Origin of the sequence: Streptococcus sp. 20925_1_22, from assembly GCF_041431685.1 — a bacterium.
Taxonomy (GTDB): Bacteria; Bacillota; Bacilli; order Lactobacillales; family Streptococcaceae; genus Streptococcus.
Window position 1 is genome coordinate 219,136 of record NZ_JAPVYE010000005.1, and the last position, 16,823, is coordinate 235,958.

Here is a 16,823-nt window from a genome sequence, read left to right on the forward strand (position 1 = left end):
TATTTTTGGAAATGAGTCTATTTTATTTGCACATCTGCAACTGAGAACGGCAAATTCTTTCAAACTGAGCTTTGAGCTTCTGGGCAACACCGAAGGAATCTAAGAATTCCAAAAAAGATAAGCATTGCTCAATATCACTTAGAGCATGGCTATTTCCAACCTTGTAGGAATAAAGAGCCCTATGATACTTAATCAGCATCCGTTCATAGAGATCTGTCTCAGGGATTTTAGAATGATCAAGATAATTGAGGAATCTCATAGCAACCTGCAAATGGTTTCCCTCTATGCAGACGCTGATAACATTAAGCAACATCTTAATAATACGCCGGCGGTTCTCTGGTAGGTCATTATAAAACTGGGTACGGTTAATCATCTCACTAGCAAAGGTTTCCAGTGTTTCCAAGGTCAGTAGATCGACACTATTAGTAAAGAGCCAGAGCTCATAACGTCCCCACTCCTCGACGGAAAAGAGATAGTCAGTCAGCAATTCTGTATCTTTCTTGCTAATCTGAAAATCTGGACTGCAGGAAGACAATACTGCTCTAACAACAATTGTATTGAGCCTATAGTTCTTCTTCTCAGGGAACTTTTCAGCCAAAGCTTCTGAGCTAGCCAAAATACTTTGGAGCTTGACAACATTGTTTTCCTGATAAGCATCAGCTACTTTTTTCGAGAAGAGCGCATCATCTGCCTCAATGTAGTTATGGTAAACATACTGGAACTCGTCTAGAGAAACAGCCATATTCTTCAAGCAGCAATAGAAAGAATCAAGCGTGATACCACTGACTCCCCGCTCAAAACGGGACAATTGAGCCACTGAAATATCTCCGGCCGCCGCTTCTTTAAGAGACATGTTTTTTGATTCTCTAATGACTTTGAAAATTTTTCCAAATGTTTTCAACATACCGAACCCCCGGTTTCATATATGCAATAAAATTTTTTACTAAATTTAATATACTAGTAATATATTTCTGTTTTGTTACAAAAAAACTACTTTGTATTTCTAAATGATACAAATAGATTAACTTGAACAATAAAATAACTCAATATAGTGATTTTTTCTGAAAATTTTATGGTTTTTAAGAAAATGCTAATTTTACAAGAAAGTCAGGAGGGTTCAACCTGACAACTTGAAAACACTGGCTTTTTTAAATCTAGCCTCCTTACTTATACAAAAATAAACTTGGATAATCTAAGGTTTATAGATGACTGAAATAAAATTGTAACACAATCTGAGTGAACATCTTTTAGACATGAGTTAAAGGAAGCAAAATGAAAAGGACTTAGTCCTTGACAATACGGAACTAAATCCTTTTACTAGTTATTTATCTAACTTTTGGGAATAATTTAAGTTTCCCAGTTTTTACATCTGTCTCAAGCGCTCCACTCGTTCTGAGATAGGAGGGTGCGTATAGAAGAGTTTCTTCAGTCCGCCTTCTTTCTTAGGGTCGCTGATATAGAGAGCTGCACTGGCATCATCGACATGATGTTCCATAGGCTCGCTGCGATCCAGCTTGAGCAGGGCATTAATCATCCCTTGCGGATTGCGGGTCAGCTCTACACTGGAAGCATCAGCCAGAAACTCCCGCTGACGAGAAATGGCCAACTGCACCAAGGTAGCTGCCAGAGGAGCTAAAACGATAGCAATCAGTGATACGATAAGGAGAATAATTCCCAAACCACTATCGTTATCTCGATCATTACTACTGCGCCGTCCGCCACCAAACCACATCATACGGCCAGCCAGGCTAGACAACATGGTAATAGCACTGGCCAAAGCCACAGCAATCGTTGAAATTCGGATATCGTAATTGCGAATATGACTGACTTCATGGCCTATCACTCCCTCAAGCTCCTCACGATTCATGATTTGCAAGATACCTGTCGTTGCTGCGACAGCCGCATTTTCAGGCTTAGAACCGGTCGCAAAAGCATTGGGAGAGGGATCCTCTACGATATAGACACGTGGCATAGGAATCTGAGCGACCATGGCCATATCTTGAACAATATGATAGAGCTCAGGTGCTTCCTGCTCAGAGACCTCGCGAGCCCCGTTCATAGCCATGACCACTTCTGTAGACTGAAAAATCATCACTCCGGCATAAATCGCGCCGATAATTAAAGCTAGCAAGACACCACCTAGAGCAGACCGCAGCCAGAGATAGCCAATAGCTGCTCCAACAAGAGCCAAAAGGCCGAAAAAAGCGATAAGGAGGAGCCAAGTCCTCCTTTTATTACTGGCAATTTGATCAAATAGCATCTTAGTCACCTAGTCCAGTGCTGCCAAAGTCAACTTTTGGCACAGCCTTTTCTTCTTCTGGTGTCTTGAGGAAGTCCGCAGCTTTAAAGCCAAACATTCCTGCAACAATATTGCTTGGGAAAGTTTCCAACTTTACATTGTAGTTGCTAGTTACTGAATTATAAAGCTGACGAGAATAAGCGATTTTATTTTCAGTATTGGTCAGTTCTTCCTGCAACTTCAAGTAGTTGGTATTTGCTTTCAGATCTGGATAGCTTTCAGCTACTGCAAAGATTCCAGAAATCTGACGAGAAAGGGCGTCACTGGCTTGCATGGCTTCAGCTGGTGAAGCAGCTGAAGCTACCTGGTTGCGCAGTTGGGTTACCTTTTCCAAGGTTGCCTGCTCGTACTTGCCATAGCCTTTGACCGTTTCCAAGAGGTTAGGAATCAAGTCATTTCGGCGTTTAAGCTGCACATCAATCTGACTCCAAGCTTCCTGAGTCTGCATACGGCTTTTAACCAAGGTATTGTAAGCACCAACGACAAAGAACGCTAAAACCGCGACAATAATAAGAACAATAATAAAAGTCATGATATACTCCTTCAATTTTGATTAGACTTATTATATCAAAAAATAGTAGAACTGTCTTTATTCTTGACATTGATTTAGAAAAGATGTACGATAAAGGAAAAAATAAACCGACTGTCGGTCGAATAAAATTTTATCACCAAAAAGGATGCAAGCATGGCTAATAAAAAAGACTTTATCTTAGATACCGCACAAAAGCTTTTTATGGAGCAAGGCTTTGACCAGACCTCTATCTCCCAGATTTTAGAAGCGACTCAAATCGCCCGCGGTACTCTCTACTATTACTTTTCTTCTAAGGAAGAGATAATGGATGCCATCATTGAGCGAACTATTGAACAAGCATTTACGGCTTCTCAAGCCTTTGCTGATAATCGTGAACTGACTATCATAGAACGCTTGGCTGGCAGCATAGCTGCACTGAATCTCAATCACCAAGAGGGAGAGGAAGTGCTACTGCATCTAAATCAGCCACAAAATGCGCTCCTGCACGAAAAGACCAATCAAATTCTTCTTGAACGGGCGCCTCAGATTTTACTTCCCATCATCCAAGACGGCATCACCGCTGGAGATATGAGGACCGACTATCCCTACGAAAGTCTAGAAATGATTCTTACTTATTCTCTACAAGCTTTTGGCAGCAGTTTTCAGGCTCTACCCCCAGAAAAACAGCAGCAAAAACTTCAGGCTTTTCTCTATCTTTTAGAAACTCTTTTTCGCAGCCGGCAAGGCTACTTCAATCCCTTTCTATCTTTGATTCAGACACAAAGCAGCTAGACAGCTAATTACTAGATTTACTATTTACACTTACTTGACATTGCAAGCATAAGGAGGCAACTATGAAACAATCAGGCTTTAGACTCTTTTTATTGATTTGGATAGGGAGCCTCATCTCGGAAATCGGCTCTGGTATGACTTCTTTCGCTTTAGGAGTTTATATCTTCCAGCTGACCGGTTTGGTTTCTGTTTCTTCTTTTGTTACGCTTTGTGCTTTTCTACCCGGTCTTTTGGTTACTCCTCTAGCTGGAATTCTGGCCGATCGCTATGACCGAAGATTGCTGATGGCTCTGGGAGATGGCTTGTCAGGCTTAGGAGTTCTCTGGATTTACTTTAGTCTGAGGAATCCTGCTTTGATTTTTATCTGTATCGGAGCTGCTATTAGCTCGCTCTTTTCAGCCTTGGTCAATCCAGCCTTTCGAGCTACGATTTCCGACTTGCTGCCGGAGGATCAGTTATCAAAAGCAACTGGTTTGTCCCAGATTAATGGCATTGCCCGCTATCTGATTTCACCAGCCTTGGCTGGAATGATTTTGGCAAGTGGACATATCAGCACGATTCTGTTGCTGGACTTTTCAACCATTTTCGTGACAGTAGCCTGCACCTTGCTCGCTCGTAGGGCCATTCACACACAAGTTTATAGCAGTGATAGCCGGTTCTGGGCGGATTTCCTTAAAGGTTTTCAAATCGTCTATGAAAAAAAAGGCATCTGGATTTTAGTCCTAGCCGGAACAGGCTTTTCCTTCTTTTTGGGAACAGTCCAAATCCTGCTTTCTCCCTTGGTGCTAGCTTTCACAGATGCCAAAACAGCCGGCTTGGTCATGACCATCTCCAGCAGCGGGATGCTGATAGGAGGCTTGGTTCTGGGGATAGTTGCTATCAAAAAACACTTCCATCGTATGCTCTGCTTCTCACTATTTCTACTAGGACTCTTCATGGTTGGGCTGGGAATGAAGGAAAATTTCATCTGGATTTGCTGCTTTGGCTTTTTCCTCTTTGCAGCCCTGCCTTTCGCCAATACGGCCATTGACTATCTGGTCCGCATAAATATCAATAAAGCGGATCAGGGCAAGGTCTGGGGGACCATCGGGATTATTTCTCAGCTAGGCTATGTGCTAGCTTATGCCGGCATGGGTTGGGTCGCGGACACTCTTTTCAAGCCCTCACTGACTTACTTTGGCTGGCTGGCAAATTCTGTCGGAAAAATCATAGGTGTCGGAGGAGGCAGAGGCTACGGTCTGCTCTTTATCCTATCCGGTATCTCTATCAGCATCGGCGCTTATCTGCTCTCCCGAGCACGTTCAGTAAAGGAGCTGGAATATGTTTCAACGCTTGATAAAAAATGATTTAAAAGAAAATAAAGTCAGTATGCTGGTCATCGGGCTTTTCCTGCTCCTAACGCTGACCCTAAGCTTTGCAGCAACGCGCCTGACCGTCAGTCTTACCAACTCGATTGAGCGCTTTGTGGAGACAGCCAAAAGTCCTCATCTCCTGCAAATGCACAGCGGCAGCATTGACCGAGAACGCCTGAAAAACTTTGTCCAGCAGCATGCTGAAATTGCCTCTTGGCAGCTGACAGACTTTGTCAATGTAGAAGGGTCAGCCATCCACATCAATGGACAGGACTCACTTCAGGACAGCTCGCAGGATAATGGCTTTTCCAATCAGAACCAAAACTTTGACTTTCTGCTAGATCAGAATAACCAGCCAGCCCAAACTCGGCCGGGGCAAGTCTACATTCCGCTCTACTACTACAACAGCGGAAAAATCAAAATCGGCGACAAAATAAGAGTCGGCAAGCTAGAGCTGACTGTCCAGGGCTTTATTCGAGATGCCCAGATGAATGCTGGTCTAGTCTCCTCTAAGCGCTTCCTCATTTCACAGACTGATTTGCAGACTCTAAAAAAAGAAGCATTTGCATCTAACGAGAACCTGATTGCCTTTCGAGTACATAAGCTTAGTCAGATCTCTACCATCGAGCAAGCATATAAAAATGCCGAGCTTGAGTCCAATGGACCGCCTATGATTACCTATCCGACGATCAAGATGATTAACGGCTTCAATGATGCTCTAGTCATCCTAGTCATGGAGCTGCTGGTTGTTGCTATCATTGGCATCACCTTTCTCTGCATGCGCTTTGCCCTCTTGACCAAGATTCAAGAAGAACTGCAGCAGATTGCCGTTATGAAAGTGATGGGACTGCCCCAAAGCTTTATCAGCAGGGTCTATATGACCAAGTATTATTTCTGCCTGGCTCTGGCAACCATCGTAGGATGGGGACTGTCCTTTCTCCTGAGTACTCCTTTTAAAAAGCAGATGGCACTGTCTATGGGGCAAAACCCGACGCCATCCTACAGCTATCTTTTGGAAATGCTAGTGGCTCTGCTACTCTGTCTCTTAGTCTTCTGGCTGACTGCCCGGCCTCTCAGCTCCTTTAAGAAACTGACTCCCGGACAAGCTTTAAGATTAGCTTCTTCCAACAGTCTAACCGAGGCTCGTTCTACTCTGAAAATGGGCTTACCGACTATCCCCTTCTTAGACAGACCCTATTTCGCTCTGAAAACGATTCTCAGTCATAAAAAACTCTATTTGACTATCTTGTTCATTGTCAGTCTGATTAGCCTGCTCATTTTGCTGCCAGCCAGTCTCTACAGTACGGTGACGGACAGACATTTCATCCAATATCTGGGAGCTGGTCAGGCAGATGTGTTGGTTGATATTTCTCAGACTGAAGATATCGATACCAAGACTGCCCAGCTTCTGAAAGAACTGCGGGTAGACAAGGATATCGCAGAGATTAATCAGTACCAGAGCCAGAATTTCTCCTATCAAGACCAGCAAGGTCAGACTCAGCAGTTGCGGGTAACTCTGGGAAACCATGCGGGATTTCCAGTCAAATACAGCCAAGGCCACTATCCTAAAAACGAGCATGAAATTGCCCTCTCCAAGCTGAAGGCAGAAGAGCTCAAGCTAAAAGTAGGAGACAGCTTGACCTTGACGGTAGACGGTCAAGCCAGAAAACTAAAAGTAGTCGGTATCTACTCAGACCTGACCTACGGCGGCAAGACCGCCAAGGCTGTCTTTGTGACAAAGCAAGCGCAAACGCTCAATAGTCTGACGACCATCCGACTTAAAGATGCTAGCAACAAAGCTAAAAAAATCAACGAGTGGAAAAAACACTATTCCAATTATAAATTAACCGACGTAGAAGACTTTTTCCATCAGACTTTTGATGACACTCTAGCCATGCTCCGCTTGATTCAGACCAGCGTTTTCTGGACAGGACTCGGCATTGTCTTCATCCTAATGACTCTCTTTGTCTATATGATTTTCACCAAGGACCAAGCTGACTTGGCACTTTATCGGATGTTGGGATTTGGCAGTGAACGACTCAGGAGCCACTACCTGCTCGCTGTCTGCTTCATCTTGATGCTGGCTCTGGCAATAGCCGATCTGCTGCTCCTTAGTCTGGGGCAAGAAGTCTGCAGTCTGCTGCTCAACAGCTTCGGTATCAGCAAACTCCAGCTCATCATCAATAAGTCCCTTACTTTTCTATGGACACCGCTGGCTCTGCTTCTTAGCGGACTCACAGCAGCACACATCAGTCTCCGAGCGCTGAACAAGCTGGAAATTGGACGTTATCTCAAGGAACATTGACCTTAAGCAGATAGCTTTCGAGCACTTAGCATTTATTTTACATCCGAGGAGAAGCCTATGTTATTAGAAGCACACAACCTCAGCAAAAGCTATCAGGGAAATCAGGAGCCCATTCTCCGTGATTTGTCGCTAGAGATTGAGAGCGGCCAATTCATCGCCATCATGGGGCCGTCTGGCTGCGGGAAATCCACTCTTCTCAATCTTCTATCCACCATTGACAGACCTGACCAAGGCCAGATTCTTTACCAGGGACAGGACTTGCTAGCTATGAAAGATAAGGACTTAGACCGCCTTCGCAGAGAGGCTTTCGGTTTTGTCTTCCAGCAGGCAACCTTCCTGAAAAATCTCAATATCCTAGACAATATCTGCCTACCGAGTATCATTGGTAAGAAAAGCAGCGAGCGAAAGGTAGCCTATAAGCGAGCCAAGGAGTTAATGGCTCTGACTGACATTAAGGACATTGCTCACCGCTCTATCCATCAGGTATCGGGCGGCCAGCTCCAGCGAGCCGGCATCTGCCGGGCTCTCATGAACCAGCCTCGAATCATTTTTGCTGACGAGCCGACAGGAGCCCTCAACTCTCAGGCTGGCCGTCAAGCTATGAAACTCATGCAGCACTTCCACCAGCAGGGCGCAAGCATTCTCCTAGTGACGCACGATGCCAGCGTGGCTACCTATGCCGACAAGGTCCTACTCATTTTAGACGGCAAGATCAAAAAAGAAGTTCTATTTGACCAAACCGCTAATCAGGATGGGCGACGCCAGCTGCTCTTGGTGGAGCTCAATCAGATTGGCATATAAGAAAAGAGGCCCTTTGGCAGAATGCTGGGGTCTCCTTTTTATGATATAATAGGATGAATACTGACAAACAAGGATGAAACTATGACACCGCAAGAATTTTACCAGCTATTGAGCCAGCAGGGGATTGAACTGACTGACCGCCAGAAAGACCAGTTTGAGCGTTATTTTGAACTCTTGGTCGAATGGAATGAAAAAATCAACCTCACAGCTATTACAGAGAAAAACGAAGTCTATCTCAAGCATTTCTATGATTCAATAGCGCCCGTTTTGCAAGGTCTGATTGATAATCAAAAGCTTAAGCTGCTGGATATCGGCGCCGGTGCCGGCTTTCCCAGTCTCCCTATGAAAATCATCTGTCCTCAGCTGGATGTGACTATCATTGACTCGCTCAACAAACGCATCAACTTCCTCAAACTGCTGGCAGAAGAGCTCGGGCTGGACAAGGTTCACTTCTACCACGGCCGCGCAGAAGACTTTGCTCAGGACAAGGTCTTTCGGGCCCAATTTGACCTGGTCACTGCCCGTGCAGTCGCTCGGATGCAGGTCCTATCCGAACTGACCATTCCCTATCTAAAAGTTGGCGGGAAGCTTTTGGCGCTCAAAGCTTCTAATGCTCCAGAAGAACTGGAAGAAGCAAAAAATGCCCTCAATTTACTCTTTAGCAAGGTCCAAGACAACCTCAGCTATGCCCTACCAAACGGGGACCCCCGCTTTATCACAGTGGTGGAAAAGAAGAAAGAGACCCCCAATAAATACCCCCGCAAAGCCGGCATGCCAAATAAAAGGCCATTATAAGAAGAAAAGCAAGCAATTCAGTAATTGCCTGCTTTTTAAATGCCTCGTTAAGATAAGTCGAAAAGAAAACTGAGGTATAAAGAACTCAATGGCGCGACCGCTTTCGTGTTTGATAGTAGATTAAAAGCACTAAAAATGACAAGGTCTGAGCCACGGTGATTCGGAGACTCAGTAGCTGATCTGTTCCGTTTTTTGATAGGATATGAAGCAGATTAACCACCGTGTTATTAACAAAATGAACAGCCATGCCCATATAGAGACTGCCCGTCATCTTAGCCATAAGAGCAAACTGAAGACCAATCAGAAAACTAGTGAGAACTAAAATCAAACTATTAATCCAAAAACCTGTCAAGCTCATTTCCCCATCAAGCAAACTTCTGAAGGGTGCCATGATATGCCAGAAACCAAAAAGGAGACTGGACAAAAGAGCCGATTTGATAAAGCTGTATTTTCTTTCAAAAACTTTTTGAAAGAGTCCACGGAAGATTCCTTCTTCCATGAGGACATTGATGAGATTGCCCGCCAGACAGATCAATAGAAAAAGAAGGCCCCTTTGCTGGCCGATATTGCCATTGACTGAATAAGCAGATACATAGAAATCAAGCCCCAGAAAATTTCCTTGACTCAGCAATACAGCGATTTCTATCAGATAAGCTAAAGCAAAAAATAAACTCCCCCAGATTAGACCTAGACTAACACGACGGAACAAGTTTTTTGTCCCCAAGCCAATTTGTTTGAAATTCAGGCCGTAAAAACGCAAAGCTGGAACCAGGAGTACCAGCCCTAGGAGTTTGTGGACAAAAGATTCTCCCCAAAATGTCTGATCCGTCCTCAAAATCATGTATTCTGCAATCCGCAGAATACAGCAAACCAAATAAATAATCAAAACAACTTGAATCTGTCGGACATATTGGTCTTTAATTCTTTTTATTTTCATACTTTCTTATTCCCTTTTCCTACCTCCACGGATTATAAAAGCGTCCATGGTTGACTGCGAAGAGAGCAAAGCAGAGGAATAGAAAGACTACTGCCAGTGTCAGCACCAGCATATCTCTCCTGCTTAGAGCCTGATAGGTGTACCAGGTTCGTTTTTTATTTTTCCCAAATCGGCGCAGTTCCATGGCGGTGGCAATGGTGTTGATACGCTCTAGTGAGCTGAAAATCAACGGAATGATAATCTGCAGATTTCCCTTTACGCGCTGAGTAAGTTTGGCTTTCTTGGATAATTCCTGCCCGCGCGCTTCCTGAGACATCCTGATGAGGAAAAATTCTTCCTGCAAATCTGGAATATAGCGGAGCGTCAGACTGACCGCGTAAGCAATTTTATAGGAAATACCAAGCTGATGAAGGCTGGAAGCAAACTGACTGGGATGGGTTGTCATGAGGAAAATCACTGCCAGAGGTATGGTCGAAACATACTTGAGCAGGAGATTAAAGAGGTAGAACAGCTCCTGAGCTGTTAGATTATAAGCTCCCCATCCGGTCCAGAGGACATCTTTGGCTCCATAGATATCGACACCATACTGAGGGGCAAAAAGATAGACCATCACTAAATTAAGAGCAGCAAAGGATGCCGCAAAGACTAAAACAAATGAAATGTCTCGAATGCGGATATGGGATAGCCGAAAGAGACAAAGGGACAGCAGGGCTAGCCCCAGCAAAAAGCGAGTATCATAGCTAATCATGGCTGCCACTGATACCAGAACGAAGAAGAGCATCTTGCTGGCACCGGACAGACCATGAAGAAAAGTCTCGCCTGCATGGTAGCCGATTAATTTTCGCTGATTAAGCATGCTTGTCCTCCTTCTTTTGCATATAAAACTCGGTCAAAGCCAGAGGGTCGGCACCAATCTTCTCAGCCAGAGCAAAGATTGACGTTTCCTTTAGATGAGCCGCCGCAATCAACTCTTGATCTGTCAGCACCTGCGCAGGCGCCTTATCGGCTAAAATCTGACCATCCACCACAACCACTGCCCGATCTGAATAATCCAGCATCAGCTGCATATCGTGGGTAATCATGATAATCGTATGTCCCTGCTGATTGAGCTCGTCTAGAAAGTCCATCATCTCGGTATAATGGCGCTGGTCCTGACCAGCTGTAGGCTCATCCAAGAGGATAATCTCCGGATTCAGCACCAAGATAGAAGCAATGGTCACCCGCTTCTTCTGGCCGAAAGACAGGGCCGAAATCGGCCAACTACGGAATTCATAGAGTCCACAGGTCTTGAGAGCCGCATGGACTCGCTCTTCGATTTCCGCTTCTGCCAGTCCGCGCAAGCGCAAACCTAAAGCCACTTCATCAAAAATCATGGCTGCAGAAATCATCTGATTGGGATTCTGCAGGACATAGCCAATCCGCTCAGCTCGCTCCTTGATGGAGTCTCCCTTGATGTCCTGACCCTGCCAGCTATAGCTCCCCTCAGTCTCGATAAATTGACAGAGAGCCTTGGCCAGGGTTGACTTACCAGCTCCATTTTTACCAACGATGGCTATCCGCTCACCCTTGAAAATCTTCAGGCTGATATCTTGCAAAATAGGCTTGCCGCCGCTCTGGTAAGCAAAGGACACATGCTCCAGTTCCAGTAAGGGCTCCTGAGGCTCTTTGTCAGAGTCAGACCAGTTTCTGCCCTCAAAGGTCACATCTGCCAGCTGCAGCTGATCCAAGCGGGACAATCCCTCCGCTTTTTCTACATCAAACCCTAGCTGGCGCAGGGTCGTAATGTAGAGCGGCTCGCGGATTCCATTTTCAGCCAGCAACTGGGTTTTGAGCAGGTCATCCGGCTGTCCATTAAAGAGAATGCGTCCGTCATTGACAAGCACTAGCCTATCTACAGGCCGATAGAGGACATCTTCCAAGCGGTGCTCGATAATCAGAGTCGTCGTTCCCGTATCTCGATGAAGCTGGTCAATCAAATCAATGGTATCCTGACCCGACTTGGGATCCAGATTGGCCAAGGGCTCGTCAAAGAGCAGAATGGGACTTTCATCAATCAAAACCCCAGCCAGACTGACACGCTGCTTTTGACCGCCTGATAGATCCTGGGGCCGATGCTGCAAAAGCTCAGCTAGATCCAGCTTTCCAGCCCAAGTTTGGACTTTTTCGCGCATAAGCGATAGCTCCATGACATCATTTTCCAGCGCAAAGGCCAAATCTTCTGCTACGCTAAGCCCGATAAACTGGCCGTCCGTGTCCTGCAAGACCGTGCTGACTAGATTGGACTTATCATAAATGCTGGATTCAAAGGCTGGCTGCCCCTTAATCAAGAGCTGACCACTGGCCTCACCTTTATAAATGTTGGGGATAATCCCATTGAGGCACTGACCCAGCGTTGACTTACCAGAGCCAGATGGACCGACAATCAGAACCTTCTCCCCCTCGTAAATAGTCAGATTGATCTGCTTGAGGGTTGGCTCAGACTGGGCCTGATATTGAAAGCTAAAGTCTTCAAATTGGATAATTGGTTTTTTCATCTTATTTCTCTATAGTGCCAGAGCGATTTGAATCGCGAGATTGGCAATCTTATCTTTTTCGTCTAAGTCAGCGTGGTTAGCCAGATTGCGCATATCCCAAGCTTCCTCAGATAAGTGGTCAGCTGCATAGAAGAACTGGCAGACGGATATCTCTCGAAAAGCTGCTAAGGCAGCTACAGCTGAGCATTCCATATCCACACAGATAGCTCCCTCAGCCTTTCTCTGGCGGAATTTAGCTGGCGTCTCACGGTAAATGCCGTCTGTCGTCCAGACCTTGCCCTTGCTATGAGAAATACCGCGCGCATCTAGAAAATCCGTCAAAAAATCTTTCAGGCCAAGATTGACTTCTTGCTCACGGCTAGCTGGCTGGTAGTGATAACTAGTCCCCTCATCGCGCAGGGCCTCCGTCGGGATAATGACGGACGTTTCCTTAATCTCCTCATCCAAGATACCGCAAGTACCGAAAAGCACCAGCTTCTTCATGCCAAAAGCAATCAAGTCTTCCAGAATAGCCACACAGGCTGAAGCTCCAACAGGTGCATTGAAGAGAGCCAGTTCCCGTCCATCTGCGAAAACACGATAGATAGGAATTTCAATATTAGCCATACTAGTCGTCATAATCAGCTCATGTTCAAAATCCGCCAACATCCGGGCGAAAGTCTCTCTGGCAAAGCAAGAGACAGCCGTCTCCGGAAAACCCTCTATGGATTCATTCAAGTCTTCTGGGTTGATGATGGCCTTGCGACTTTGGTCAAATTCTTCAAGTATCATAGGCTTGCTCTCTTTTCCCTTTCTTCCTGATGAAACAGCCAGCAGAACTCTGCTGACTTCATCTTACCATTGTATCATAAAAAGACGGTCTGCTGAACGCTGCCTGCATATTTTCTACATAGCCAAAGCCATAGGCAGACTTTATAGCGAGGATTGCAGTGAGTGTATTTCAAAGATTAACCCACAAAAAAAGACTGGGAACAACTCCCAATCTTATCTTACATAAGGGCTGTAGCAGCAGTAATCAAGCCAAATACGATGCCCGGCATATTAGCCGCTGCCAAAGGAATGTCCCGTTTCTCTTTAAATAGACCATAAATGACCCAGAGAGTACAGTTTAGAGCAGCTACTGAAGGCTGGATAAAGTCACCCTTATTGCCAGCTAGATTATTCATAATCTGTGGGATATAGGAAACATACATCATAACAGACATAAAAGTAGCCACCCAGCCCAAGATCAGCATGTGTTTTTCTTTCATTTCGTTCTCCTTTTTATAAAACTGACCTCTATTCTATAGCTTCTTTATGAAATTTTCAAGATATTTTCAACAATGTCATCAAAACGAAAAGAGTCACAAAATTGTGAGAACTGCTGACAGACCTAAAAAAGCTGCCTTTTGGCAGCTCTGTTAAGATTCAAAAAGTAAATTTTCCTAGCGCTAAAACTTCGGTTCTCCATCGGGAAGCTGGTCCAAAATGGCTTCCAGTTCCAGCCGATTGAGTGGCTGAATCCGGATCTGACTGGAATCCAGATAGGTGCGGTGAGTGTCTGGAATTTTCTCCAAAAAAGCCTGCAAGTCCTTTGTTGTCAGATATTTATAGCCCTGCGGACTGCTGGCATCCTCTATCAGGATATGAAGATGCCATTCCATGTCTTGACTAGCACCGCTCTCAATCATCTCTTTAATCAGGTAGCCCTTGGGCATGGGCTGAGTCGGAAGGACTGTCTCCACTCCTTCTGTCAGAACATAAGAACCCAGGTATTTCCCACCCTGATCCTTATAATACTTCGGAGTAGAAAATTGACTCTGAACCTGCTGCATCTCGGCCATCTGCCTGCCAAACTCCTCCACAGGATCTTCAGCTTTGAATAGTTCCAGAAGCTTTTCCTGCGATATGTACAAATCATGAGCATAGCCTTCGAAAACATGCATAGGCGCAGCTGCAACTCTGGCATCGTTCAGGCCGTAGAGAATATCCGCTTCAAAATCAATATTAAAAATCCCGTCAGCAGTGTAAGTATTGCCGTATTCATCGACAATATCCTGCTTCATCTTCTGAGCCAAACGACTCATGAAGAGAATAGCCCCTTTCCAGTCGCCCACCGTTGATGGTGTCAAGACGCGGACCTGGTAGGTTTCCCGGTCTGGTAGATAATAAACTTCAAACCCTCGGCCTGCCCCTTCCCAGTAGACAGCCAGAAAAGTTCCGACCTGATCCAAGGATTGATAAGCCTTATCGCCCTCGAGGCCTACAACCTCAAGACCTTCTACTAAGGAAACCAAAGACAAAGGTGTTTCGACGGCCTTATAGCTAAACAAGCCCTTTCGGTTCTGAATGTAAAAAGAAATACTCATACCATGCTCCTTTCTAACTACAAAAGCCTTTCAGAAAGCGAGAAAATGCAAAATCAAAACTCAGTACTGGTACAAACTAGCTTTTCTCTAAGGCTTTTAGGGATAAACCCCATTCTTAAAACGGACTCTGGTATTAGTATAACATTTTTGGAAGAAAAAGACGAAAAAACCTGTATCCATGAAGAGATTTTCCGACTGAAAGCTTCATCAATACAGATTCTAAGAATATAGTTGAACTTCATAAAAAAGCAATGAATAAACTTCTAAGAAAGCAAGACTCATTCTGAGCACTTCTTATTTTTTATCCTGCTGTGTCAGCTCCTGATTGTAGGACAAGGATAGACCAATCCAGTAAGACAGTTCTTTTTGTCCTTCGCCATCTAAATCAATATAGCCATGATAAAGCCTATTCTTCATCACTGTGACACTGGCACCATTTTTAGGTAGGACCTGCTTTTCCATTTCCTTACCGATGCGTACCATGACAAGATCTTGGCTTCTCGAACTCACAGTAACGGTCATCTTACCTCGAACCATGAAAGCCAAGCCACCAAACACCTTCTTCTCTTCTACCTCTTCTTCAAAAACATGAGGAGGAAGTTCAGTAGCTAAAATGGCACGGACTTGCTGGGCTAAGGATTCACTATAAGCCATCCTTCTACCTCATTTCATCACATCCCAACCGATACCAAAACGGTCAATCAAGCGGCCATAAAACTCTGCGAAAGCTTGTTCCTCTAAAGGATAGAGAATTTGTCCACCTTCAGCAAGCTTAGCAAATAGCTCATCGGCTTCTTCTCTACTATCTGGACTCAGAACTAACCATTGATTGGGCTGATGATTGCTAGGAATAGATAGGTCGTTAAAAATGCCTACATCCTCACCATTCAGGGTCAAGTTTTCCGTATCTAAGGCAATCCAGGCAATCTTATCCCGTTTTTCTGCAGGAAGGTTTGCTGAATCCATCATCTCAATGGCTCGTACAAGTCCCTTTATCTCTGTCTGAAAAAGATCTGCATAAAAACGAAAAGCTTCTTCGGCCTGACCATTAAAACTTAAAAATACGTCTAATTTCATTATTGTTCCTCCAATTTTTTATATCTGAGAATAAATCTCTAGTATCAGTTTATCAATTAAGATAAAAATTTTCTTATTCTCAATTGCGCTTGTTTGGCTAGGGAACGCATGATTAAAACTGGAAGATTAACTGTAATAGGTGGATCGCTGGGCAAGGGCCTGCGCATGATGATTTCCTCCTGATAGATGCTATCGCCTGAAAAAGTGAGAGGCTCATCGCTGCCCCAGCGAAAGTTATGCTTCAAGACATAGTTTTTAGTTAGGCGTAAATCCTCCAGCAATTCACAGGCCAAAAGATAGTAGTGACCATCGGGTACATTTTCAAAAGTAAACCGGCTCTCCCGACTCAGTGCTACTCCGATAACCGGCTCTTCTTTGGGAATGCGGGTTTTAAAAAGCCCGACACAGCTGATTCGAGGCTCATACCCCTCAGGATAAGATAGCGCCACTGTCAACCGATTGCCACTTTTACAGTCGGGATCCTGATGTAACAAAGCTCCCTTCTCATCCAGCTGTTTGATCATAAAATCATAAGCCTTGGTTGATTCTTGATAGTATTTTTTAGGCGAAAGTCCAGTATGCCGCTTAAACGTATTGGAGAAGCTGCCTAGACTATCATAACCAGCTTCCATAGAGGTCTCGGTCACATTTTGCCGACCTTCCACAATTTCCTGAATCCCTTTTTCCATCTTAAGAGCTTCCACATATTGCTTGATAGAAAAGCCCATCTTTTTCTTGAAAGTTCTGGATAGATGGGAAGGACTATAATGGAAATACTGAGCCAAATCGGTCAGACTCAGCTCTTGATCTGTATGCTGACGTAGATAGGCCGCCACTTCTTCCATGATAGCTTTAGACATAGACTTGCTCCTTTCCCATTTATTTAAGCCCATTATATCACATCAAAAAGAAAGGACAAAAAATCAGAACTGTGGAAAGAAAACCAGAAATCAAGTGATAATCCGCGAGATGCCCCAAGAATCGGCGGAAATAGTCTGCTTTCCCAAATCTCTGTCCAACAAGACTTTTACCTGTAGATAAATGAAAAAAAACTTTAGACGTTTGAATCGTC

General features: G+C 44.6%; 17 protein-coding genes. 5 read left to right on the plus strand and 12 right to left on the minus strand.

The window, feature by feature from the left end:
• Nucleotides 1–22 precede the first annotated feature (22 nt).
• The 3 genes from O3621_RS08815 to O3621_RS08825 form a co-directional block, all read right to left on the minus strand.
• The gene (locus O3621_RS08815) at nt 23–904 is read right to left on the minus strand and encodes a helix-turn-helix domain-containing protein (RefSeq protein WP_002896237.1); all 882 of its coding nucleotides are present in this window, start codon (nt 902–904) and stop codon (nt 23–25) included.
• 459 nt (nt 905–1,363) lie between these two features.
• A complete protein-coding gene (htpX, locus tag O3621_RS08820; RefSeq protein ID WP_111676219.1) occupies nt 1,364–2,260 on the minus strand; it encodes a zinc metalloprotease HtpX in 897 nt (298 codons plus the stop codon).
• A 1-nt stretch (nt 2,261) separates the two neighbouring features.
• The gene (locus O3621_RS08825; protein WP_002915741.1) at nt 2,262–2,831 is read right to left on the minus strand and encodes a LemA family protein; all 570 of its coding nucleotides are present in this window, start codon (nt 2,829–2,831) and stop codon (nt 2,262–2,264) included.
• Nucleotides 2,832–2,984: 153 nt separating this feature from the next.
• Here O3621_RS08825 and O3621_RS08830 point away from each other — a divergent pair, with 153 nt between their 5' ends.
• The 5 genes from O3621_RS08830 (at nt 2,985) to rsmG (ending at nt 8,855) form a co-directional block, all read left to right on the plus strand.
• Nucleotides 2,985–3,602: a TetR/AcrR family transcriptional regulator gene (locus O3621_RS08830; protein WP_314448928.1), complete on the plus strand. Its 618-nt coding sequence runs from the start codon at nt 2,985–2,987 to the stop codon at nt 3,600–3,602.
• A 62-nt stretch (nt 3,603–3,664) separates the two neighbouring features.
• Nucleotides 3,665–4,948 (plus strand): MFS transporter, encoded by a 1,284-nt coding sequence (locus O3621_RS08835; protein ID WP_314448930.1) that lies wholly within the window; start codon nt 3,665–3,667, stop codon nt 4,946–4,948.
• Nucleotides 4,923–7,259, plus strand: coding sequence for an FtsX-like permease family protein (locus O3621_RS08840; protein ID WP_314448932.1), 2,337 nt, complete (start codon nt 4,923–4,925; stop codon nt 7,257–7,259). The genes O3621_RS08835 and O3621_RS08840 overlap by 26 nt, the downstream gene beginning before the upstream one ends.
• A gap of 57 nt (nt 7,260–7,316) precedes the next feature.
• The gene (locus tag O3621_RS08845) at nt 7,317–8,060 is read left to right on the plus strand and encodes an ABC transporter ATP-binding protein (protein WP_314448934.1); all 744 of its coding nucleotides are present in this window, start codon (nt 7,317–7,319) and stop codon (nt 8,058–8,060) included.
• An 81-nt stretch (nt 8,061–8,141) separates the two neighbouring features.
• A complete protein-coding gene (gene rsmG, locus O3621_RS08850; protein WP_314448937.1) occupies nt 8,142–8,855 on the plus strand; it encodes a 16S rRNA (guanine(527)-N(7))-methyltransferase RsmG in 714 nt (237 codons plus the stop codon).
• 85 nt (nt 8,856–8,940) lie between these two features.
• Here the strand turns inward: rsmG and O3621_RS08855 are convergent, their stop codons facing one another.
• From O3621_RS08855 to O3621_RS08895, 9 genes are all read right to left on the minus strand, one after another.
• Nucleotides 8,941–9,792, minus strand: coding sequence for a CPBP family intramembrane glutamic endopeptidase (locus O3621_RS08855; protein ID WP_314448942.1), 852 nt, complete (start codon nt 9,790–9,792; stop codon nt 8,941–8,943).
• Between the two features lie 19 nt (nt 9,793–9,811).
• On the minus strand, nt 9,812–10,648 hold the full coding sequence (locus O3621_RS08860) for an energy-coupling factor transporter transmembrane component T (protein ID WP_314448944.1): 837 nt from the start codon (nt 10,646–10,648) through the stop codon (nt 9,812–9,814).
• Nucleotides 10,641–12,326 carry an ABC transporter ATP-binding protein gene (locus tag O3621_RS08865; RefSeq protein WP_314448946.1) on the minus strand — a complete coding sequence of 562 codons (1,686 nt, stop codon included), beginning with the start codon at nt 12,324–12,326 and terminating at the stop codon, nt 10,641–10,643. Before O3621_RS08865 ends, O3621_RS08860 begins: the two co-directional genes overlap by 8 nt.
• Nucleotides 12,327–12,335: 9 nt before the next feature.
• The gene (locus O3621_RS08870) at nt 12,336–13,097 is read right to left on the minus strand and encodes a nucleoside phosphorylase (RefSeq protein ID WP_314448949.1); all 762 of its coding nucleotides are present in this window, start codon (nt 13,095–13,097) and stop codon (nt 12,336–12,338) included.
• A gap of 218 nt (nt 13,098–13,315) precedes the next feature.
• Entirely contained in the window at nt 13,316–13,576 is a 261-nt protein-coding gene (locus O3621_RS08875) for a SemiSWEET family transporter (protein WP_002898091.1), read from the minus strand.
• A gap of 180 nt (nt 13,577–13,756) precedes the next feature.
• On the minus strand, nt 13,757–14,674 hold the full coding sequence (locus O3621_RS08880; protein ID WP_314448951.1) for a DUF4299 family protein: 918 nt from the start codon (nt 14,672–14,674) through the stop codon (nt 13,757–13,759).
• A 294-nt stretch (nt 14,675–14,968) separates the two neighbouring features.
• Nucleotides 14,969–15,328 carry a TfoX/Sxy family protein gene (locus tag O3621_RS08885; RefSeq protein ID WP_314448953.1) on the minus strand — a complete coding sequence of 120 codons (360 nt, stop codon included), beginning with the start codon at nt 15,326–15,328 and terminating at the stop codon, nt 14,969–14,971.
• Nucleotides 15,329–15,337: 9 nt separating this feature from the next.
• On the minus strand, nt 15,338–15,751 hold the full coding sequence (locus O3621_RS08890; RefSeq protein WP_002919495.1) for a VOC family protein: 414 nt from the start codon (nt 15,749–15,751) through the stop codon (nt 15,338–15,340).
• 56 nt (nt 15,752–15,807) lie between these two features.
• On the minus strand, nt 15,808–16,611 hold the full coding sequence (locus tag O3621_RS08895) for an AraC family transcriptional regulator (RefSeq protein ID WP_314448956.1): 804 nt from the start codon (nt 16,609–16,611) through the stop codon (nt 15,808–15,810).
• Between the last annotated feature and the right edge of the window lie 212 nt (nt 16,612–16,823).

Coding starts and splice junctions, on each gene's coding strand:
- O3621_RS08890 (WP_002919495.1), bottom strand. CDS start 15,751: ATGAAATTAGACGTATTTTTAAGTTTTAATGGTCAGGCCGAAGAAGCT.
- O3621_RS08875 (WP_002898091.1), bottom strand. CDS start 13,576: ATGAAAGAAAAACACATGCTGATCTTGGGCTGGGTGGCTACTTTTATG.
- O3621_RS08895 (WP_314448956.1), bottom strand. CDS start 16,611: ATGTCTAAAGCTATCATGGAAGAAGTGGCGGCCTATCTACGTCAGCAT.
- O3621_RS08870 (WP_314448949.1), bottom strand. CDS start 13,097: ATGATACTTGAAGAATTTGACCAAAGTCGCAAGGCCATCATCAACCCA.
- O3621_RS08845 (WP_314448934.1), top strand. CDS start 7,317: ATGTTATTAGAAGCACACAACCTCAGCAAAAGCTATCAGGGAAATCAG.
- rsmG (WP_314448937.1), top strand. CDS start 8,142: ATGACACCGCAAGAATTTTACCAGCTATTGAGCCAGCAGGGGATTGAA.
- O3621_RS08885 (WP_314448953.1), bottom strand. CDS start 15,328: ATGGCTTATAGTGAATCCTTAGCCCAGCAAGTCCGTGCCATTTTAGCT.
- O3621_RS08880 (WP_314448951.1), bottom strand. CDS start 14,674: ATGAGTATTTCTTTTTACATTCAGAACCGAAAGGGCTTGTTTAGCTAT.
- O3621_RS08840 (WP_314448932.1), top strand. CDS start 4,923: ATGTTTCAACGCTTGATAAAAAATGATTTAAAAGAAAATAAAGTCAGT.
- O3621_RS08860 (WP_314448944.1), bottom strand. CDS start 10,648: ATGCTTAATCAGCGAAAATTAATCGGCTACCATGCAGGCGAGACTTTT.
- O3621_RS08865 (WP_314448946.1), bottom strand. CDS start 12,326: ATGAAAAAACCAATTATCCAATTTGAAGACTTTAGCTTTCAATATCAG.
- O3621_RS08830 (WP_314448928.1), top strand. CDS start 2,985: ATGGCTAATAAAAAAGACTTTATCTTAGATACCGCACAAAAGCTTTTT.
- htpX (WP_111676219.1), bottom strand. CDS start 2,260: ATGCTATTTGATCAAATTGCCAGTAATAAAAGGAGGACTTGGCTCCTC.
- O3621_RS08815 (WP_002896237.1), bottom strand. CDS start 904: ATGTTGAAAACATTTGGAAAAATTTTCAAAGTCATTAGAGAATCAAAA.
- O3621_RS08855 (WP_314448942.1), bottom strand. CDS start 9,792: ATGAAAATAAAAAGAATTAAAGACCAATATGTCCGACAGATTCAAGTT.
- O3621_RS08835 (WP_314448930.1), top strand. CDS start 3,665: ATGAAACAATCAGGCTTTAGACTCTTTTTATTGATTTGGATAGGGAGC.
- O3621_RS08825 (WP_002915741.1), bottom strand. CDS start 2,831: ATGACTTTTATTATTGTTCTTATTATTGTCGCGGTTTTAGCGTTCTTT.